This window comes from Pradoshia sp. Z5_111 (genome assembly GCF_058267535.1).
In genome coordinates this window covers 67849-89392 of the sequence record NZ_JBZCPQ010000009.1, presented here as the reverse complement: position 1 = coordinate 89392, position 21544 = coordinate 67849, and the positions used below count along the sequence as shown (strand labels likewise).

At 34.5% G+C, this 21544-nt stretch carries 18 protein-coding genes and 1 pseudogene; 13 read left to right on the top strand and 6 right to left on the bottom strand.

The window, feature by feature from the left end; genetic code table 11:
* The first annotated feature begins 559 nt into the window (after positions 1-559).
* The 4 genes from tsaE to tsaD are packed head-to-tail and all read left to right on the top strand — an operon-like array spanning position 560 to position 3187.
* Positions 560-1018, top strand: a complete 459-nt coding sequence (gene tsaE / locus AC4D4A_RS16315; RefSeq protein WP_490558930.1) for a tRNA (adenosine(37)-N6)-threonylcarbamoyltransferase complex ATPase subunit type 1 TsaE — start codon at positions 560-562, stop codon at positions 1016-1018.
* On the top strand, positions 1018-1722 hold the full coding sequence (gene tsaB / locus AC4D4A_RS16310) for a tRNA (adenosine(37)-N6)-threonylcarbamoyltransferase complex dimerization subunit type 1 TsaB (RefSeq protein ID WP_490996856.1): 705 nt from the start codon (positions 1018-1020) through the stop codon (positions 1720-1722). The genes tsaE and tsaB overlap by 1 nt, the downstream gene beginning before the upstream one ends.
* A complete protein-coding gene (gene rimI, locus AC4D4A_RS16305) occupies positions 1722-2174 on the top strand; it encodes a ribosomal protein S18-alanine N-acetyltransferase (protein WP_490996855.1) in 453 nt (150 codons plus the stop codon). Before tsaB ends, rimI begins: the two co-directional genes overlap by 1 nt.
* Complete coding sequence (tsaD, locus tag AC4D4A_RS16300) at positions 2171-3187, top strand: tRNA (adenosine(37)-N6)-threonylcarbamoyltransferase complex transferase subunit TsaD (protein WP_490996854.1); 1017 nt, start codon at positions 2171-2173, stop codon at positions 3185-3187. The genes rimI and tsaD overlap by 4 nt, the downstream gene beginning before the upstream one ends.
* A gap of 245 nt (positions 3188-3432) precedes the next feature.
* Here the strand turns inward: tsaD and AC4D4A_RS16295 are convergent, their stop codons facing one another.
* Positions 3433-5352: an ABC-F family ATP-binding cassette domain-containing protein gene (locus AC4D4A_RS16295; RefSeq protein WP_490996853.1), complete on the bottom strand. Its 1920-nt coding sequence runs from the start codon at positions 5350-5352 to the stop codon at positions 3433-3435.
* Positions 5353-5988: 636 nt separating this feature from the next.
* Between AC4D4A_RS16295 and AC4D4A_RS16290 the strand changes: the two are divergent.
* Positions 5989-6647, top strand: a pseudogene (locus tag AC4D4A_RS16290) (redox-sensing transcriptional repressor Rex).
* 36 nt (positions 6648-6683) lie between these two features.
* On the opposite strand, the gene AC4D4A_RS16285 reads toward AC4D4A_RS16290, so the two are convergent.
* Positions 6684-6896, bottom strand: coding sequence for a YdiK family protein (locus AC4D4A_RS16285; protein ID WP_490996852.1), 213 nt, complete (start codon positions 6894-6896; stop codon positions 6684-6686).
* Complete coding sequence (locus AC4D4A_RS16280) at positions 6893-7624, bottom strand: CPBP family intramembrane glutamic endopeptidase (protein WP_490996851.1); 732 nt, start codon at positions 7622-7624, stop codon at positions 6893-6895. Before AC4D4A_RS16280 ends, AC4D4A_RS16285 begins: the two co-directional genes overlap by 4 nt.
* Positions 7625-7924: 300 nt before the next feature.
* On the opposite strand from AC4D4A_RS16280, the gene groES reads away from it, so the two are divergent.
* Entirely contained in the window at positions 7925-8209 is a 285-nt protein-coding gene (gene groES, locus AC4D4A_RS16275) for a co-chaperone GroES (RefSeq protein ID WP_066109990.1), read from the top strand.
* Between the two features lie 57 nt (positions 8210-8266).
* The gene (gene groL / locus AC4D4A_RS16270; RefSeq protein WP_490996850.1) at positions 8267-9901 is read left to right on the top strand and encodes a chaperonin GroEL; all 1635 of its coding nucleotides are present in this window, start codon (positions 8267-8269) and stop codon (positions 9899-9901) included.
* 81 nt (positions 9902-9982) lie between these two features.
* Here groL and AC4D4A_RS16265 read toward each other — a convergent pair whose 3' ends face one another.
* Together AC4D4A_RS16265 and AC4D4A_RS16260 are read right to left on the bottom strand one after the other, a co-directional pair.
* Positions 9983-11194, bottom strand: a complete 1212-nt coding sequence (locus AC4D4A_RS16265; RefSeq protein WP_490996849.1) for a site-specific integrase — start codon at positions 11192-11194, stop codon at positions 9983-9985.
* Positions 11195-11299: 105 nt separating this feature from the next.
* Positions 11300-11533 (bottom strand): helix-turn-helix domain-containing protein, encoded by a 234-nt coding sequence (locus AC4D4A_RS16260; RefSeq protein WP_490996848.1) that lies wholly within the window; start codon positions 11531-11533, stop codon positions 11300-11302.
* 469 nt (positions 11534-12002) lie between these two features.
* Here AC4D4A_RS16260 and AC4D4A_RS16255 point away from each other — a divergent pair, with 469 nt between their 5' ends.
* Together AC4D4A_RS16255 and AC4D4A_RS16250 are read left to right on the top strand one after the other, a co-directional pair.
* Positions 12003-13001 carry a hypothetical protein gene (locus AC4D4A_RS16255; RefSeq protein WP_490996847.1) on the top strand — a complete coding sequence of 333 codons (999 nt, stop codon included), beginning with the start codon at positions 12003-12005 and terminating at the stop codon, positions 12999-13001.
* Complete coding sequence (locus AC4D4A_RS16250) at positions 12955-13869, top strand: S-4TM family putative pore-forming effector (RefSeq protein ID WP_490996846.1); 915 nt, start codon at positions 12955-12957, stop codon at positions 13867-13869. The genes AC4D4A_RS16255 and AC4D4A_RS16250 overlap by 47 nt, the downstream gene beginning before the upstream one ends.
* Positions 13870-14071: 202 nt before the next feature.
* On the opposite strand, the gene AC4D4A_RS16245 is transcribed toward AC4D4A_RS16250, so the two are convergent.
* Positions 14072-14791 carry a DNA-methyltransferase gene (locus AC4D4A_RS16245; protein WP_490996845.1) on the bottom strand — a complete coding sequence of 240 codons (720 nt, stop codon included), beginning with the start codon at positions 14789-14791 and terminating at the stop codon, positions 14072-14074.
* A gap of 416 nt (positions 14792-15207) precedes the next feature.
* Here AC4D4A_RS16245 and AC4D4A_RS16240 point away from each other — a divergent pair, with 416 nt between their 5' ends.
* The 4 genes from AC4D4A_RS16240 (at position 15208) to AC4D4A_RS16225 (ending at position 21527) form a co-directional block, all read left to right on the top strand.
* The gene (locus AC4D4A_RS16240; protein ID WP_490996844.1) at positions 15208-15819 is read left to right on the top strand and encodes a recombinase family protein; all 612 of its coding nucleotides are present in this window, start codon (positions 15208-15210) and stop codon (positions 15817-15819) included.
* Between the two features lie 498 nt (positions 15820-16317).
* Positions 16318-18561 (top strand): CHC2 zinc finger domain-containing protein, encoded by a 2244-nt coding sequence (locus tag AC4D4A_RS16235; RefSeq protein WP_490996843.1) that lies wholly within the window; start codon positions 16318-16320, stop codon positions 18559-18561.
* A gap of 570 nt (positions 18562-19131) precedes the next feature.
* Positions 19132-19920, top strand: a complete 789-nt coding sequence (locus AC4D4A_RS16230; RefSeq protein WP_490996842.1) for a phospholipase D-like domain-containing protein — start codon at positions 19132-19134, stop codon at positions 19918-19920.
* 548 nt (positions 19921-20468) lie between these two features.
* Entirely contained in the window at positions 20469-21527 is a 1059-nt protein-coding gene (locus tag AC4D4A_RS16225) for a ParM/StbA family protein (RefSeq protein ID WP_490996841.1), read from the top strand.
* Positions 21528-21544 lie beyond the last annotated feature (17 nt).

The following is a 21544-nucleotide window of genomic DNA, read 5'->3' as shown; positions in this document are numbered from 1 at the left end:
TATGAAGCACCTATGCCCCACCTATACCGGGGTAAAGGTGTCTGAAAGGTGGGTGAAGTGTGTAGGAAAGCAGCTATGCTCCACCTATGAAGCACCTATGCCCCACCTATACCGGGGTAAAGGTGTCTGAAAGGTGGGTGAAGTGTGTAGGAAAGCAGCTATTCTCCACCTATGAAGCATCTATGACCAACCTATACCCGTGCAAAGGCCTGGAAGGTGTGTGAAGTGTGCAGGAAAGCAGCTATGCTCCACCTATGAAGCACCTATGCCCGACCTATGCCCGGCTTATGAAGCACCTACCTATACCCGACCATCCTTCCACTCCGGCCATAGCTGCCTGGAAGTTGTACCGAAGCCATGTCATGTGTATTAAATGTTCGATGTATACATCAATAATGTAGTAATAGCAAAGAACTAATCTCAATACATCTATGCGTAAAGAGGCAAATGTTTCATCACCTAATCGATATTTTTAACCTTACTTCTCCCTAAAAAATCGAAATTGGATTTACACACTAAAATAATGTAAACTTTAATAATAAAATATAAAGCATGGTGAATGACTGTGATCGAATATATGAGAATTTGTAATAGTGAAGAAGAGACGAGGAAGCTGGCAGAGGAAATTGGAAGTCGCCTGATTCCCGGCTCTGTAATTGCGCTAGAGGGAGACCTTGGTGCAGGCAAAACAACATTTAGCAAGGGAATTGCTAAAGCAATAGGTGTAACAAGAAATGTGAATAGCCCGACCTTTACGATTATGAAAGAATATAAAGGGAAATTTCCACTTTATCACATGGATGTATATCGAATTGAAAATGAAGAGGAAGATTTCGGGTTTGAAGAATATTTTGAAGGTGAAGGAATTACGATCGTCGAGTGGGCTCATCTGATAAAAGGACAATTGCCGGAAGAGCTTTTGACCTTATATTTATATCATGATGGGAATGATAGACGGAGAATTGTAGCTGAACCAAAAGGTGAATTTTATGAAAAGCTATGTGAGGAGATATTTTAATGAATGTATTAGCAATTGATACATCTACGAATGTCCTGGGAGTGGCTGTTGCTAATGAAAAAGGGATTATCGGAGAGCAAATAACATTTACAAAACGAAATCATTCAGTGCGGGCGATGCCTTCTATAGAAGCAATTTTGAAGGAATGCGGGCTTAAGCCAGGAGACCTTGATAAAATAGTCGTGGCAAAGGGGCCTGGTTCTTATACGGGCGTAAGAATTGGCGTAACGATTGCTAAGTCTTTGGCCTGGAGCTTAGGGGTTCAATTATCAGGTGTATCAAGTTTAGAGGCACTTGCCTTGAATGGCAGATATTTTAATGGCTTAGTATGTCCACTGTTTGATGCAAGAAGGGGACAGATTTATACAAGTCTTTTTAAATGGGATAATGGAGAGTTGGTTAGATTAGAGGAAGATCAGAATGTGTTGGCCATTGAGTGGGCTGAGCATTTAAAATCATTTAATCAACCTATACTATTCATAGGCAATGATGTTCCTATTCATATTGAGGCAATAACAGAAATTCTTGAAGATAAGGCTGTTATGGCACCTTTATCATTGCAGCAGGCCAGACCGGGTGAATTAGCATTGCATGGGATGAATCTGCCTGATGATGATATCCACACCTTTGTCCCCAATTACGTACGTTTAGCCGAAGCTGAGGCGAAATGGATAGAAGCTCAAGAGAAACAGAGGGAAGAGTAATGAATCAGACGATTACATTTCGAAAGATGACTATAGAGGATCTTGATAGTGTGATTGAGGTGGAGCATGCTTCGTTTACTCTGCCATGGAGCAAAGAAGCCTTTTATAATGAGCTGATGAACAATCAATATGCGTATTATTTGGTAGCAGAGGACCAGGGGAAAGTGATTGGTTATTGCGGTACATGGTTCATCCTAGATGAAGGCCATATCACGAATATTGCGATATTGCCGGAATGGAGAGGCAAAAAAATCGGAGAAGAATTAATGGTACGTATGTTGGGTAAGGCACAAAGCATGGGAGTGAAAAGAATGACTCTCGAGGTACGGATCGGAAACCAAACTGCCCAAAGTCTCTATCGGAAATTAGGCTTTAAAGACGGTGGCATAAGAAAATTTTATTATACAGATAATATGGAAGATGCATTAGTAATGTGGGTGGAATTATGGTGAATAAAGAAAATCAAATTATATTAGGTATAGAGACCAGCTGTGATGAAACTGCAGCAGCAGTCATAAAAAATGGCCGGGAAATCCTTTCGAATGTTGTAGCTTCTCAAATCGAGAGCCATAAACGCTTTGGAGGAGTTGTTCCTGAAATTGCTTCAAGGCATCATGTTGAAGCAATTACTCTTGTAGTTGAAGAGGCATTGGAGAAAGCAGAAATTTCTTGGGATGATCTTGATGGAATTGCAGTTACTGAAGGTCCTGGGTTAGTGGGAGCTCTCTTAATAGGCGTAAATGCGGCAAAAGCATTGGCTTTTGCTCATGGAATTCCGCTTATTAATGTACATCATATTGCTGGGCATATATATGCAAACAGAATTCTCACAGAATTTTCCTTTCCCCTCCTTGCATTGGTTGTATCCGGTGGCCATACAGAGCTGGTATTGATGAAGGAACATGGAGCTTTTGACGTCATAGGAGAAACAAGAGATGATGCAGCTGGTGAAGCATATGATAAAGTAGCTCGTACGCTAAAGCTACCTTATCCGGGTGGCCCTCATATTGATCGACTTGCGCATGAAGGTCAGCCAACAGTTAAATTGCCTCGTGCATGGCTAGAAGAGGATTCATATGATTTTAGTTTCAGTGGATTAAAATCTGCTGTTATAAATACATTGCATAATGCCAACCAAAAAGGTGAAGTGATAGCTCCTGAGGACCTGGCTTGCAGCTTTCAGGAAAGTGTAATTGATGTCTTAGTAACTAAAACCGTAAAAGCAGCAGAAGAGTTCCAGGTTAAACAAGTACTGTTAGCTGGCGGTGTTGCTGCTAATAAAGGATTAAGAACTAAATTAGAAGAAGCTTTTAAAGACAAAAAGGAAGTAGAATTGATTATACCTCCGCTTTATTTATGTACAGATAATGCAGCAATGATTGCAGCAGCAGGTAGTATTGCATTTGAAAAAGGCAAAAGAGCTGCGATGGACTTGAATGCAAATCCAGGATTGATATTGGAATAAAAAATAAGAGGGTTACTTGTTTTTAAGTAATCCTCTTATTTTATTGGTAAAAAATTGATTGAAAAGTAAAAGCTCTCGAATAATTGTGGATAACTACGTGTTATCAACAGATTCTGTGGATAAAGCATTTGAAATCTGTGGATAATGTGGAAAAATCAAAATAAACCTGATTTTATAACTTTATTAATGTGGATAAAAATGTTGATAAAAACCAAGCCACCCCTAACTTGGTTTTTTATCATGTTTTATTCGTCTTGTAGAGAAGTCCACTCTTCCATTAATGCTTCTAATTCTTCTTCAGTTTTTGTAAGAGTTGTCTGGATTTCCAATGATTTCTCATGATCCTGATAGATTTCCGGGTCACATAATTGTGTATTTAAATCAGATATCCGTGTATCAAGTCCTTCAATTGAAGCTTCAATTTCCGCGATACGTCTTTGGCGTTGGCGCTCTTTCTTTTTAAGCTCCTTATCTTCCTGATACGTGGTTTTATCTGAAACAGGGCGATTGGAGATAGAATCCGTTGGTTTTTCCAGCTCAGCGAGTTCTGCTTGTTCTTGTTTTTTCTGTATATAGTAGTCATAATCCCCCAAATATTCAATTGTACCATCTGCTTTCATTTCCAATACTTTATCGGCAATTCGATTGATAAAGTAACGGTCGTGGGATACAAAGAGGAGAGTGCCTGAATAATCAACCAGTGCATTTTCAAGCACTAATTTACTGTCCAAATCCAAGTGGTTGGTCGGCTCATCTAAAATTAAAAGGTTGGCTTTTTGCATCATTAATTTTGAAAGAGCCAGTCGTGCTTTTTCACCACCGCTCAAGGTAGAGACAGTTTTCATTACATCGTCTCCGCTGAATAGAAAGTTCCCTAATATAGATCGGATATCCTTTTCAGGTTGGTTGGGGAAGTCATCCCATAACTCATTTAGCACAGTTTTGTTGGATGATAGATTAGCCTGCTCTTGATCATAATATCCGAGTATCACATTGGCACCGAGCTGGAAGTCTCCATGCAAAGCCGGAATTCTGTCAATCAATGTTTTTAATAATGTAGATTTCCCTACTCCATTAGGACCAATCAGTGCAATGCTTTCTCCTCTCGTAATTCTGAAGTTCAAGTGGCTGGCAACAGGTGCGTCATATCCAATAGACAAATCATTTGCCTGAAGAACTTCATTACCACTTTGCTTTTCAATCTCAAAGGTAAAATTGGCTGTTTTTTCATCGCCCAAGGGCCGATCCATCACTTCCATACGCTGCAGGGCCTTTTGCCGGCTCTGGGCTCGTTTAGTTGTAGATGCTCTGGCCATGTTTCTTTGGACAAAATCCTTTAATTTTGCAATCTCATCCTGCTGTTTTTCATAAAGCTTTGCATTACGTTCGTATTCCTCTGCCTTTTGCTCTAAGTATTTGCTGTAATTCCCTGTATATTTCTTAATTGATGTTCGGGAAAGCTCCATTACTTGATTGACAACCTTATCAAGGAAATAACGATCATGGGAAACAATTAGGATAGCTCCAGGATATGATTGAAGGTAGCCTTCGAGCCAGCTCAATGTATCGATATCAAGATGGTTGGTCGGCTCGTCCAGAATCAGTAAATCAGGTTTCGTTAATAATAATTTACCTAGTGCAAGCCTGGTTTTTTGACCGCCGCTTAAGGAATTAATAGATGTAGTATAATCATAATCCGAGAAACGCAAACCGTGTAAAACAGAACGTACATCTGCTTCCATTTGGTAACCGCCAGAATTTTTAAATTGCTCCTGGAGGCGATCGTAATCTTTTAATACCCGGTTATATTTTTGTTCATCATTGTAGACAGAAGGATCAGCCATAGATTTTTCCAATAATCTCAATTCATCTTCTTGTTTTTGTAAGCCTTCAAAAACAGAGATCATTTCATCCCAAATAGAGCGGTCGGATTGAAGACCGGTATTTTGAGCCAAATATCCAATCGAAACATCTTTTGGCTTATAGATCTCCCCACTGTCATGTGAAAGGTGACCGGCAATAATCTTAAGGAGGGTAGATTTACCTGCACCGTTTCTGCCAACAAGTGCAATACGGTCTTTCGTTTGAACTTCGAGCTTAATAGTAGATAAAATTGCTTCAGCTCCATAATATTTAGAAACATTATTAACTTGTAAAATAATCATATTCTCACCTCAAGAAGTACATACCTTAAGTGTAGCCTACTCTTGATAAGCACTGCAACTTAATAGAAAATTTGTGAATACTCACACAAAAATTACCAAAAATGATAGAAATATTATAGAATAGGAATAGGAGAATAAAGTTTCGGTAAATTTACGTACTTTATTAACCAAGGGAGGATCCCATATGATTGATATCGTAGAAGTAAACTGGAAACAAACAGAACTTCTATTGCATAGTCTTAGTATTATGCTTGAATATAAAATTAACGATAAGTAACGAATTATCGATAAAAACGGCATATTGCACATAGCTCCGGAAGTTGGAATTATGGCAGCAAAGAAAACTTCTGATATAATTTCTATGTGGTACTCTGGCAGTGTAAGGATTAGATATTGATTTTATATGGAAAAAAGCTGAAAATATGAATAGATTAATTATTCGTGCAATCGGTAAAAACGAGAGTAAGCACCAACAGCTGTTTAAGCTGCTTTATTAACCGAATATGTTATGTACAAAGGTTATTAGGAAACAATTTTTTATTGAAAAACTGGGGGTAAAACCAGTCCAGATTGTCAAAGGCAGTTTTGATATATGGAGTAACGATTGACTAAGAAAGAATAGGGAGAAGGGAATTAATTTTGCAAGAAAATACTAAAATACCGCAGGCTACAGCCAAACGACTTCCATTATATTATCGTTTTATACAAAATCTACACGCGTCAGGAAAACTACGAGTTTCCTCCGCAGAGCTAAGTGAAGCTGTTAAAGTAGATTCAGCTACTATACGAAGAGATTTCTCATACTTTGGAGCTTTAGGTAAAAAAGGGTATGGTTACAATGTTAATTATCTATTATCCTTCTTTAGGAAGACTCTCGATCAAGATGAGATTACAAAGGTAGCTCTAATTGGAGTCGGTAATCTTGGTACAGCTTTCTTAAATTATAATTTTATGAAAAATAATAATACAAAGATTGAAATGGCGTTTGATGTTTCCCCTGAAAAAGTAGGAACCCTTATAGGGGATGTTCCGCTCTATCATATGGATGAACTGGAGAAAAACTTGAAAAGCAAGATATTAGTGTAGCCATTTTAACAGTTCCATCACAGGTTGCCCAATCTATTACAGATCGTTTAGTGGCTGCGAACATTAAGGCTATTTTAAACTTTACGCCGGCCCGTCTGAATGTGCCGGACAGTATTCGTGTCCATCATATTGACCTTGCAGTCGAATTGCAATCATTAGTATATTTTCTTAAACATTATCCATCTGGAAATACGGAAGAAACAGAATAAAAAATCTCGAAGGATTTCCCTCCGAGATTTTTTTTCTTATTCTTTTGGTTTTTCATTTTTCATTTTCTTAATTTGTTTATGAATCATCATCAAGCGGATTCCTGAACCAACATCAAGTGTAGCCAGTATGATCAGGAAATAGGTAAAGAAATCCCAACCGCTGCGTGATACATTTTGAACAGCGAAAAAGATAAAAATAGCACCTAAAATTAAGTAAGTTGTTGCCATATACAACGGTGAACGTCTCATAACAAACCTCCGATAAAGCTTTGAACTTTATTAAGCTCTTCCATATGTTTTAATATATCATCTTTATAAAGCGATTGTACGATTACAACTAGTGTATTCATAGTAATATGGGCAAAAATAGGAACTAGGATTCTCTTTGTTTTAACATATAAATAAGCAAATGTGAATCCCATTGCTGTATAAAGCAGGATATGTACAAATTCCATGTGAGCAACAGCAAAAATTAGTGAACTAATTAACGCGCTCAGGAAAAAATTCAATCGCTTGTGTAATGAACCAAAGATAATTTTCCTAAAGACAATCTCTTCTAAAAATGGCCCAAGTACAGAACTGACTACCATAACAAGCGGTACTGCTTCTATGAGACCCAATATATTCTGCGTATTTTCAGACCCGGTAGGAATACCAATAATTCGTTCGACATTACCAGCAACAGATTGTGAAAACAAGGCAAGAAATACTCCGCCAATTGCCCAGCTGATAGAAGCTCCCACACTTGCCTGATCGCTTAAGCTTCTATTGTTTTTTTCATGTCTCAAAAGGAATAGAGTAATGATTGAAGCCAAAATGAAACTTATAACAATCCAATACCCTGCGGCCAATACTTCTATTCGTTCCGTGGGGATATCCATATTCGATAAGAAAACTAGCATAATTGGGATACCAAGAATAGAAGAAAATTGCATGGCAATATAGGTAATGAGAATTGACCAGTAATATTTTTTCAAATAGAAAAACTCCCTTAATCTTTTATATAGATATTAGATTGCGTATATCTTTAATTTTAACCGTTTTTACCTCATAGTTACAATTGCGAAACATTTTCCTTCTCTTCATCTACCAAACTGAAATTAAAAGGATATTTAGACCTTATTTGGGTAAGATAAATAAATGGTGATAAAATTTAAAAATTTTAACTTATATTACTTGCAAATCAGTGTGTCTTTATTTAAACTATAAATTGTGTTAGCACTCAACGATGATGAGTGCTAATAAAAATGGAGATAACTTTAAGGAGGTAGTTTTACTTGTTAAAGCCACTAGGAGATCGCGTTGTGATTGAACTTGTCGCACAAGAGGAAAAAACTGCAAGCGGCATCGTGTTACCAGACACTGCCAAAGAAAAACCATCTGAAGGCAAAATTGTAGCGGTAGGAACAGGCCGTGTCCTTGAGAATGGTGAGCGAGTAGGATTGGAAGTATCTGAAGGCGATCATATTATCTTCTCTAAATACTCAGGTACAGAAATTAAATACGAAGGTAAAGAATACTTAATTTTACGTGAAAGCGACATTTTGGCCGTTATTGCTTAACGAAAATGTCGATTAAAAAATAAGACATAACAAAAAATTCGAGGAGGTAATTTACGTATGGCAAAAGATATTAAATTTAGTGAAGAAGCTCGCCGCGCTATGTTGCGTGGGGTAGACGCATTAGCTGATACAGTAAAAGTTACACTTGGACCAAAAGGACGTAACGTTGTTCTTGAAAAGAAATTCGGTTCCCCACTTATCACAAACGATGGTGTAACAATCGCAAAAGAAATCGAGCTTGAAGATGCGTTTGAAAACATGGGTGCTAAATTAGTTGCAGAAGTAGCAAGCAAAACAAATGAAATTGCTGGTGACGGTACAACTACTGCAACAGTTCTAGCGCAAGCTATGATTCGTGAAGGATTGAAAAACGTAACAGCTGGAGCTAACCCAATGGGCGTACGTAAAGGGATCGAAAAAGCTGTTGCTGTTGCAATTGAAGAATTACAAGCAATCTCTAAACCAATCGAAGGCAAAGAATCCATTGCACAAGTTGCTGCGATTTCTTCTGCTGACGAAGAAGTTGGCGCTCTAATTGCGGAAGCAATGGAACGCGTTGGTAACGATGGAGTTATCACAATCGAAGAATCCAAAGGATTCACAACTGAACTAGATGTAGTAGAAGGTATGCAATTCGACCGTGGATATTCTTCTCCATACATGGTAACAGATTCCGATAAAATGGAAGCTGTATTAGAAAATCCATACATCTTGATCACAGATAAGAAAATCTCTAACATCCAGGAAGTACTTCCTGTCCTTGAACAAGTTGTTCAACAAGGTAAACCTTTATTGCTAATCGCTGAGGATGTTGAAGGTGAAGCACAAGCAACTCTAGTTGTGAACAAACTTCGCGGAACATTCAATGCAGTAGCTGTTAAAGCTCCTGGATTCGGTGACCGTCGTAAAGCTATGCTTGAAGACATCGCTGCATTAACTGGCGGTGAAGTAATCACTGAAGAATTAGGCCGTGACCTTAAATCTGCTACATTAACTTCTCTTGGACGCGCTGCGAAAGTTGTTGTTACAAAAGAAACAACTACAATCGTTGAAGGTGCAGGAGAAACTAGCGAAATCGGTGCACGTATTAACCAAATTCGTTCCCAATTAGAAGAAACTACTTCTGAATTTGATAAAGAAAAATTACAAGAGCGTCTTGCTAAACTTGCTGGCGGCGTAGCCGTTATCAAAGTAGGTGCAGCAACTGAAACAGAATTGAAAGAGCGCAAACTTCGCATTGAAGATGCTCTAAACTCCACTCGTGCTGCTGTTGAAGAAGGTATCGTAGCAGGTGGTGGTACTGCACTTGTAAGTGTGTACAATAAAGTGGCTGCTATTGAACTTGAAGGTGATGCACAAACTGGTGTAAACATCGTACTTCGTGCTCTTGAAGAGCCAGTTCGCCAAATCGCTCACAACGCAGGTCTTGAAGGTTCTGTAGTTGTAGAACGTCTTAAAAAAGAAGAAATCGGCATTGGCTTCAATGCAGCTAATGGCCAATGGGTAAACATGATCGAATCCGGTATCGTGGACCCTACTAAAGTAACTCGTTCTGCACTTCAAAACGCAGCATCTGTTGCAGCTATGTTCTTAACTACTGAAGCAGTTGTTGCTGACAAGCCAGAACCAGCTGGTGCAGGCGGCGGAATGCCTGACATGGGTGGCATGGGCGGAATGGGCGGCATGATGTAATCAGCCGCTCAATCCCTTGATATGTAAGGGTTTGTTGTATATAGAATGTTATATGTTCACATTTAGTTCACAGCGTGAGCATTATTGTAGGCTTCTCATTAATTGACTAAATTTTTGAGAAGCCTCTTTTTTTAGTTCTTTTGTGATGTGTAGATATACGTTTTTCGTTGTATCATCATCGCAATGACCTAAGCGGTCCATTATTTCTTCTAATCCCACTTTTGCTTCTGCTAATAGGGATGTATGTGTGTGTCGTAATGAATGGGGTGTCAGCTCTTCATTCAAAGAAGCTATCTTTAAGAGACGTGACATTCGATTCTCTACTGTTTTAATAAATATAGGGTAACCTGGGAAACGATCGGCTTTAGCGAATATGAAATTTTCATCATGATAGGATTCACCAAAGTATTGTTTCATCTTTTCTTGATTAGTTTGGTGAACTTCTAATGCTCTAATGACTATTTCATCTACAATAATTGTGCGTCTTGATTTTTTGGTTTTAGGTGGAACCAATATATACTTCACGGTATTGTTTGTTGGATTATAATACGTTTTCGTGATACTAATGGTATGAGTGTGGAAGTTGATGTCTTTCCATTTGAGAGCAATTAATTCACCAACTCGCATTCCGGTATAGGACAAGACCAGAAACATTAGATAGTCCATCTCTAGTCCTTTAGAGTTAGCAGTCTCTAGAAAAAAGGCCAATTCCTCCTTCTCCATATATTTAGGGAGCTCCTCTTCTTCTAATTCCTCAATTGATTTTTTATCCCTTTTTAGATAAGTAAATTCGGTGGGATCAATTTTAATATAGGACATAGCTTTTGCTTTCCTGAATAACATTTTTCCTGTTCGATGAACACCGTCGAGTGTGTTGTAGGCAAATCCTTGTTCTTTTAAGTCGTTGATAGCGTCTTGGTATTTCTTTCTTGTTATGTCCTTTATTTTGATCTGAGCAAAATAAGGGATCAGCTTATTAATTTCGTGTTGTCTAATTCGAATGGTACCTGGTTTGACATTATGCTCATCTTCATATAGTTGAATCCATTCCGCAGCAAAGTCTTTAAATAGGATTTTGCTCTCTTCTTGGTAAGTGCCTTGTTGAAGATCATTTATTAGTGCTGTAAGTGCTGCTTCTGCCTCTTGTTTGGTTCGAAATCCACTTTTAGAAGCTTGTTTTCTCTTACCAGTAATAGGATCTATGCCTATATCTACTTTATAGCTCCATTTCGCACCACAAGTACATCTCTTTTTCTTACATTTACAATTTCTTCGGGTAATCGATCCTTTCATATTCCAAAACCTACTTTCTATTAGTGTATGCGACTAGAGATTAATAAAATATAAGAAAAGAAGATACTAATATATTAATCCTTCTTCATTCCTTTAATAATCACATTAAACAGCTACATTCTTTTTCTTTTTTTGTTCTTCTATCCACCATCTAAAATCCGCTTTGTCTACTCTTTTAGAGGCACCAATTTCGAAGTTTGGAATACCTCCGTATTCTACACGGATTTGAAATAATTCATATATTCTTCTTCTGGAGATACCAAGAAACTCTGAAATATGTGCTGCTGTTAATGTATCAGGTAAAGAGTCCCACGTTGTAAATTTTTTAATATTATTCATTCAAAATTCCTCCAGATTTCTAGTCATAGTGTGTTTTAATGAAAACTTAAATTTTTAAGTAAAAGAATTATATTCTTTTATTTTTTTGAAAACCAAGTAGAGAGCATGACTAAATGTGAATATTTTGTGAACAATTTATCCTTTCATATTTTTATGCAAAAGGAATTTTCTAACAATCCCACTTAGATTATATTCTTATAATTTATAAAAACTAATTTTTCTAATAAAATTTAGAGTTATATCCAGTAATCACCTATTAAATAAACGTTATTTGTTTATTTTTAATGTTTTTTGAAGTCAATCTAATATATGCTAATTTGTTTTTTAATTTATAGATTTAAGTGTTAATAGGTGATTAATTAATATATAGATGTAAATTAAGAGTGTTTCTGTTTTTAGGGAGTTTGATTGAAAGCTAGTATTTAAGTGAGAATATTGTTATAATTTGGTAAAAGGGAGGGGTAACTCGATGGCAAAAAATATCTCTACATCTATTAGCGATTTTTCTAAGAACTGTGTTGATCTAGATCCAACTAGGTTAGGAACAGCAAGAAGCAGCCGAGATTGGTTGGTTGGAAAAATTGAAGGATTTGAAATTAGCGATGAGTACTTTCCTGAAGTTTATACTAAAGAAAACAATGTCCAAATGGGTTCGTTTGCTAGGCGAACAAAAATTCGCCCGTTAGATGATATTGATTTTATTATAGTCTTTTCAGCAAACGGAAGTACATATAGCACGAGTTTCAATGGTGAAATAACTATATCCGTTCCTGAGACAGCAACTAAATTAAGACGTTTGACGAATGATGACTATACCTTAAACTCGATTAAGTTATTAAATAAAATAAAAAGCTCTGTACAGAATGTCCCGCAATATTCTAGGGCAGATATAAAACGGAATCAAGAAGCTATAACACTTAAACTAACTAGCTATGATTGGAATTTTGATATAGTTCCTGCTTTTTTAACGGCTACTGATAGCTTTCAAAGATCATACTATCTAATTCCTGATGGCAACGGTAAATGGAAAAAAACTGATCCAAGGATAGATGCTAAAAGAGCAACTGATATAAATCAAAAAAGGAACGGGAAAGTATTAAGGATTATAAGGCTTATTAAGTATTGGCAAAAAAGATCATCTGTACCGAGCATCGGCTCGTACCTGTTAGAAAACTTAGTTTTAAATTATTTTGATACTAATGAGGTATCTTCTTCTGACCAGTTGGCTTTAAGAGATGTTTTTTATGATTTAAGAAACAGCATTTATTATAGCTGTTATGACCCCAAAGGAATTCAAGGAGATTTAAATTCACTTTCTTTTGAAACCATGCAGAACTTCTCTGGAGCAGCTACAAAGGCATATACATGTGCACAAAATGCTATTAATTTTGTGGCTGAAAATGATCATAAAGCAGCCCACGATGAATGGAAGAAAGTTTTTGGAAGTGAGTTTCCTGATTATGGGTGAAATCTCTATTGCTATAAAACAAAATAAACCTGAATCATTGCGACTTTTGGCCGCTATGCGAATTTTGTATGGAAGAGCAAAAAAATTAAGATTCTTTAGAGTTATTATAACAGTACTACTCCCTATCATTAGTATTTTGACCTTGAAATTTTTTCCTGATTTTAAGGAAGGAATAGCTTTCATAGCTGGAGTTTGGCTAGTCCTTAACAGGCTTTTCTTTATTGAGAGTGAAAAAAGTATGGTAAAAGATGCGGCAAAAATTCAGGAACAGTTTGATGTGGATTTATTTCAAATTTCTTGGAATAACCTTTTAGTCGGTGAGAAGATTCCAATTGAAAGGATAATGAGCTTGAAGGAAAAATCACAGGAAAAAGAGGAAAATCTTAAAAATTGGTATCCTGGATTAAAAAGTGAAAATCATTGTTTAAATGTTTTATTAGCTCAAAAAACAAACATTATTTGGGATACTGAACAAAGGAAGTTATATAAAAACATTCTAAAATGGACCCTTACTCTGTACATTGTAATTTTAATGGGAACTTGCTTTATAATCAACTTACCTACTCAAACTTTAATAATTTCCTTTTTAGTTCCATCTTTTCCTTTAATCTTGCACCTGATTGAAACAGCTAATGGGCATAAGCATCGATATGAATCATTAGAAAAAGTTTTACCGAAAGTGATAGCCGATGTTGAAAGCTTTCCGAGAAACACTGATTCTTTAGTAAATACCATTAGGGGTTATCAGGATGTTGTGTTTTTAAAACGTTGTGACGTTAATATGGTCCCTGATAAAATATATTGGTTAAAGCGAAATTTGTTTGACAGAATAGCAAAAGAGACAAACGAAGTACTGAGCAATAAATGATAATGTAAAGCTTCCAGTTCTTTATGGTGGATATATTTTTCATGTTTGATAGTTTGTTATAAAGGAAAAAGCAACGATTTTAATCGTTGCTTTTTCTGTATTTAGGCTAACCTTTAATTGGCTAAATTTATATGACTGTTAGATACAAGGTGAATTTAAAGAACTGTGTCATCAAAATATTGTGCTAAAATGGCTACGCTTTTTAAGATGCATTATTTCTATACAAAATAGTCGCCGCTTTATTAAAGTAGTCATTATCTATTTCAAAACCAATAAAATTGCGATTTAGCTTTAAGGCGGCTTGTCCAGTTGATCCTGAACCCATAAAACAGTCCAATACTGTTTCACCTTCATTAGTATTCGTTGCAATAATTTCTTCGAGAACAGCAACTGGTTTTTGACAAGGGTGGATTCTTGCTTTCTTACCAACTATAGGAGCTATGTATGAAGCTTTATCATAATAGGAATTAAACGTTCTTTTACTTCCCTTAGTTAATGAGATAAAAAACTCTCTTGAATTCGGTAAGTAATTAACTTTTGCATTAAGTGGAACTGGGTTAGATTTTTCCCAATAGCCAATTCTCGGCTGTTTTAATTTGAGCTGCTCAGCAATCACAGCGATATCACTCATTTTAAAAAAATCATAAAAAATTATCATTGTTCCTCCTGGTACTAGAACCCTTTTAAATTCCTTTAACAAAGTTAGCCAATCAAAACTATTTTTATCTAAATCCCAACCGCCAAATTCCATAGATATAGACCCAAATTTTTTTTGATTACCTCCACCATTTTTAAAATTCGTTTTTCTAGATATAAAGAAAGGTGGATCAGTACAAATCAAGTGTATTGAATTACTATCAATCTTTTTAATCTCATTAAATACGTCACCATTTACTAACTTTAATTGTTTATTCAAGCTCATTTATTTTATCCCCATTCGTTTTAATTGCCCTAGCTAAGGTGTAGGAATTAAATTCTATAAATTTTAAAAAAACAAGGGGAAATTAAAATTATTTTATATAAATTAACTTTTTCATCAAAACCATTGTTTTTTAAAAACTTAAAGAATATAATGTGCCGGCTTTGATATTTAAAGACAATTATATTTGGAAGGGGAGGATGAGTCAGTGCTAAAATAAATTTTATTATTTTCCTTTTAGTACAGAAATATCAATTAAAATATATAAAATTAATATCTAAGAGCAGAGGCTGTGTCAATAGAGTAAACTCAGCGAAACAAATTTTTAGACAGTTTAAAAAACGAACATTAGGGTTCTAAAGTGTGTCAAAAGTTTGTCTCATAAAGTAATAGTTATGTAGAAAGGAAAATTTATAATTATGGGTATTTATGGATATGGGAGAGTGTCATCTAGGATTCAGTCGGCGACCAGACAAAAGATATCATTACTCGATTATGGTGTACCAGAGGAAAATATCTTTATTGATAAAATGTCTGGAAAGAATTTTGAAAGACCAGAATATCAAAAATTAAAATCCATTTTAAAAGAATCAGATACGCTAGTCTTTCACGAATTGGATCGCTTAGGAAGAAGTTATGATTCCGGAATGCAGGAGCTCGCTTGGTTCCAAAAAAAAGGTATTCGTTTAATTTTTCTTGATTATCAATGGATGAATACTATGACAGAGAGCGACGATGTTATAGTTAGAGCAAATGGGTACAATATGCTGTATATGTATCTAGCCATTGCTGAGACTGAAAGATTAAAATTGTTAAAACGCCAGAAGGAAGGAATAGCAATCGCTCGTGCAAATAATCCTGAAAAATATACAGGAAGAAAAAAGGAATTTAATAAAGATCAAGTAAAGGATGCCATTGAAAAATATGAGTCGGGTAAGTACACTGTTAAACAAGCATGTGCTGCATCTAAAATGAGTCGGTCTACTTTCTATAGAAGACTAAGAGAATACCAATCGAAGCAAATATACTAGATTTATCTATTAAATATTGATTTTACTTTGTAGGTGGACTGCACTGCTATAAGAACTAATAGTATGTACAATATGTTAGATGTTTATAAAGAATGTAGTTGTTGCCGTTATTGGTAACAGCTTTTTTAATTCCGCCCAAAAAATTAATAATATCTATAAAGATAAAGATTCCAAAAAAGACTCTTTTAAAAAAATAAAAAAAGATTCCATAAACCTTGTTTTCAACAAATAAAAAAGAATAGAATGCTTTTGAATTAAAGAAGGGATAGAAAAAAATGTATAGGACTAATTAGAGATTTATAATTGCAAAAGTGTAAGGGGTCAATCAAGAAACGCTTTTTAGATAAAAGACAAGAGCTATTTGGAAGGTTTATAACGAGTTATATCAAGTTAGAAAACAAAAATAGATTGCTTTTAAAGGAAGAATACTGCAAATGAACCCTTTATCTAATGATAAGTATTAATCTGATTTAATTTTAAATTTGGGGTGATGTGTTTTTGAATTGGAAAGAGTTTAGGGATTTTATTGATTATTTTGGAACAGATGAAGAACAATTATGCTTCCGCTTGCGACACGAACAACTATCCAGTGAAGCATGTTGGAAGCAATTTGGTTTTAACAATGCAGTTAATTTAGTTATAAACAAGCGACAATTAAAAGAACAAATTGAAAATAGTGGAAAAATCAAGTTGCTTCAGGAAGGAACTAAGGATCGGTGGTTTGATTTAGAGGTTTTAAACAAAAAAGGATATGCTATTTATATTTTACCTAACTTGGCTCATCGCAAATCGAATATTAGAAATGTATATGCACATACTTGGGATTATGATTGTGGTAAAGAGGTTTATGATGTTCAAACAAGAGAAGATGCAGAAGAAATTGAATTAGAACTAAAAAATAGGCCTGATATTGATTCTGATTCAGTTAATATTTATTCTTTAAGTAGAAAGAATCGCCCTTTTTCAGTTAAGGCTTATCGTACCGTAAATGAAATAGATCGACTGAAGCAACAATTTTTAGAGAATTATCGTAAAGATATAGAACAATGTTTAATTAATGAAAGCCCCAATGGATTTAGAGGTTTTTACATATATGAATATAAACAGGAGTATAATGAAAGTGAATATGAAGAGATACAAAGAGGAATCATTAAGAAATTTGGAGCGGATATAGCATTCAAACAAGGTGCTCAACCTGCTCGAGTTTCTGGTTTCTTCCATAATAAGGGTATTCCTTCAATGGTAAATACTATTCAATATCCTTCTTCCTTTGTAACCAAAGAACAAATGAAAGAAATGTTCTTATCTAATGAACCTCAATTATCCTACAACAAATTAAATCCTCAAGAAACTTCTAAAAGTCCTCAAAAAAAACTTCCTATCGTTCGAAAAACTGTTAATTTTAAAGATGAAATGATTTTTATAGATGCAATTGATTATATTAAGCAGCAAGAAATAACAGAGATTTACCCAGATTTTAGCTATACAGAAAATTTCTCTTGTGTGCTCCATAACGATAAAAATCCATCAGCTCGGTCAGGGGTATACAATGGACACCATCTATATGGATGCTTTGGATGTAAAAGATCAATAAGCTTAATAGATTTATATATTGAATTAGAAAAGGACGGAGACCGTACTAAATTTAGGGAGGTTATAGAAGAATTGGCCACTGAATTTGGGATAAAAATTGTAGAAAGTGAGTTCTACATTAAAGAATCTACAAAATATAAACGAAATCAAAAATGGATTGTAGAGATGTTTGATGATGGGGTAATGGAAACCAAATATCCAACTTTGTATCGAAAATTCTTTGCAAAAGTGGTACGTTATAAAAAGATTAATCAAATAGAAAAAAAGGACCATGAGGGAAACACCCGTATGGTTGGTGGGGACCTTGTTTTAGATAGAAACGGAAATCCTATTAAGAACGTTTACCGTTCTAGAAGGGAAATGGTGCTTAGACACTTATCTTTTTACGCTAATTCAAGATTAAGAGATATAAATATTGATGAAAACTCGATATTTTGGATTAGTTTCTCGCACATAGCAGAATTGATGTTAAATGAAGATGCAAAAGTTAGGGATATTGAAAAAGAAAAGAAAAGAATCTTTTACCTAGTAAAAGAACTGGAGTTGTTAGGATTTATCAAGCAAATAGACACGGATAAAATCCCTGGTACGATTTTAAACAAAGCAAAAGAATTATCTTATGTTGTTCACCCGTCCGGGAAAAAATATAAAAAAGAATTGATTTCCTTCTATTCAATGAATGATTTTTTCGAGATGGAAACAATTATTAATCAAAAAGCAATTGAGTTATCAGAAAGCGGATTTAAGAATACAGTTCATAGAGGTAAAAATGCAATGATCATTCACCAAGGTGAAGAGGTAGCAAATCAGCTGTTCCGTGATGACAGAAAAATTGATAAGTACTACATAAGAATAAAAAAGAAGCTTCTTACCTTGATTAAGAAGGAACTTGAAAATAAAGGGTATTTCTTCAAAAGAGATATAACCAAACCCAAGTTAAGACTAATGATAAACTACGAAACAAAATATGTTACTAAAAAAGAGAAAGAAAAAACGATTGATATTTTCCTTTATGGAAAGCACGGTATTCTAGAAGAATTAGATTTAAAGGAATTAAAACTGACGAAAGTTCTTGCTGATCAAATAGGTTTGGATAGAAAAACATATGAGGGGCATAAACTACAGTTTATTTATATAAAGAGAGGGTAAATTCCTCTCTTTTTGACTTTTGAACCTATTAAATTTTTCAATACTATGTGGCACAAGAGTTTGATGATGATTTTTAAGAAAAGGAACTATATTTAGTTATAACTAGATGATATAGAAATATAGTTCCCTTTCTTAGAAAGAATGTTACTTTCCTTCTAGCTGTAAGGTTCTTTATATTTAGTAGGGTACTAACTATTAGTAAAATTTTATGGGTTTTGTCTAAATACCCCTATTAATATCACAAACAATAATCTCCCCTAACTACTTTGTTTTTCCTCATACTATTTTTAAAAATATCAGTTGATCCATATAGACTTGGAATAATGTTCTAATTATCTATGAACAATATCAACTTTTTATTTTAAGTTCATTCTATGGCTCAACAAAAAGCAGCATTACTAACATGAACCGTTCACTGTCACTAAAAAGCAAATTGCAGCTGTATTATTAATTGGTATTATTGATAATGGTTTGGAAGAATTTTATTTCCTTTTATTTCTAAAAATGTATAAAAAATCTTGCTTAAGATTTTGTTTGTATTATAGTAGAAATGAAAGGGGGTGGAATAATATGAAATTAGATGAGGTTGCATTAAAACAATTAGTACCCTTCATAAATGAAGTGTATTATCGGTCAGGTCCAGAATTAGTAGATATGTTCAATAGATTTGGTAGTAGAGATGTTTATGGAAAAGGATTCCCTTCCAGAAAAGATTATACTTTAGACAAACTAAAGCAAATCAATGAATCTAAACAACTTGAGTTATTTCTAAATAATATTGTTTTTTCTCGAACAAATCTTGAAATTGAGATTGATATCTATTCTAGTTTAGTAGAACCCATGAATGAGATTATAAGGTATTGTGGGTACAAATTTGAAAAGAATGATCAAGATGAATATATAATAACAGGAGAAGGATTAATACCCGAGGAAAAATTAGAAATCCGTGCATCGTTTGAAAATATCCAACGTGACATACTAGAACAACTAGAGCAAGCTCAATTTATCATTTGGGTTTCTGTTGCATGGTTTACTGATAGAATTCTATTTGAAAAGTTAAAGGAAAAGGCTGCTCAAGGTGTTAATGTTCAAATTATTATTAATAACGATGATACTAACAATGAAACTGGTTTTGAATTTGAATCCTTTTTTGAGACATATAGGGTAAATAGATTTGGGTTCTATCGAAATAATATCTTACATGATAAATTTTGTGTGATTGACTTAAAAACTACAATCAATGGATCATACAATTGGACGAATAAAGCAATGTATAATCAGGAGAATATCAATATTATCCATAGCTATACAACTGCTGAAGATTATGCACGGAGATTTATTCAAAATAAGAATTTATAAAAAAATTTATTTACTACAAAGCCAGTATTATTGATTCTGATCCTGGTTATTCTGAACAAGACATAGAGTATGATGATGACGGCTCCAATTGGGCTTACAATGAAAGACATGATTAAAAGAATTTATTGGAATTCGCTTTATGCGGATTCTTTTTATTTTTTACATAATAGTAACTATTAAAATAAATGAAAAGCAGCGTATTGGATATGAATTAACTTTCTAGCCTCTACTAAAGGATTAAATTGACTGATCAGCATACTAAAAAAATAATTAACACACCAAATTTAATACGATGTGCTACTTCAATTAATTGCACTATATATTTTCATTAACATGTCTTATCCAATGACAGTAATGAAAAATTAATATAATAAGAGTAATTAAGTTCTTAATTTGACTTTTTATCAAAAACTATAAATACTATAAAAATTTCCTTAAATAAATAAAGGGATTAATACAAAAACCATAAATTAATAAATAGTCATTCCGCATTATAGTTATTTGCTATGAAAACTATAAAATTTTATTTTGATAAGGGGAGATATATAATGACTATTTTTATTGGCTTTGAATCAGGAAATTCTTATGTGAAAAGTGTTAGTTCCAGTCCACTTAGTAAACCGGATGTATACCTAAACACATTGACAACTGTGGAAGAGGGCCAAGCTTTTAATCCATTTGATGGTCAAAAATATGTAGATGTCTATGAAGTGATTGAAGAAGGGAAAAAACTTTATTATCGAGTAGGATTGCCACTTCAAGCATCTAATCAAGATTCATCTAGTATGGACGATCCATCAAGATATAGAAAAACAAATTATAAGATTGAATGTCTAATTGCTATCTACCGGCAATTAATACAAGGTGTAGATACACAAGAACTAATTTATGCGGTAACGGGGGTGCCAACAAAACACGTTGGAAATCTTTTGGTTACAGAATCTATTCAAAAGCAATTAAAAGGAACGCATACCGTTAATGGCAGGACTTTTACTATTAATGAAGTAGCGGTTATAGCCCAAGGCGAAAGTACATACTATTCAGAACTACTTAACGAAAGAGGAGAGGCAGATCCCCATTTTGCTGTTCAAGTTAGTAAGAAAAACTTGATGTATGTGGATATTGGCCACGGGACTACTGACTTTTGTCAGATACAAAGGTTAATTCCAGGAGAAAAAGCACAAATACTAGGACTTAAATCTGTATGGTTAAAAGTAAAAAAAGCAGCTGAGCGGGATGATGATTTCAGAGCAGTTAATGCTCCAATTCTAGGGATTGAAGAACAACTACAAAAAAACGGTAGAATATCATTTAACAATATATCGGTAAATGTTGAAAAAGAAAGAGAAAAAGAGCTCCAAGCTTATTCCAATAAGATCATTGAGCAATTATCTAAAGATGGCTTAGAAGATAGGTCATATAATGAGGTTGTTTTCTGTGGTGGGGGAGCTGTAGGGTTAAGAGATTATCTAATAAAAGCAATAAGCGAAACTTATTCTAATGAGGCTCTTCAAAATCGTTTTCGTTTTATAGAAAATGCTCAACAATCGAATGCAAAAGGCTATTTACGATTTGGATTAAATGTATTAGATAAAACCAACAAGTGATTTATAGGTCTGGAGGT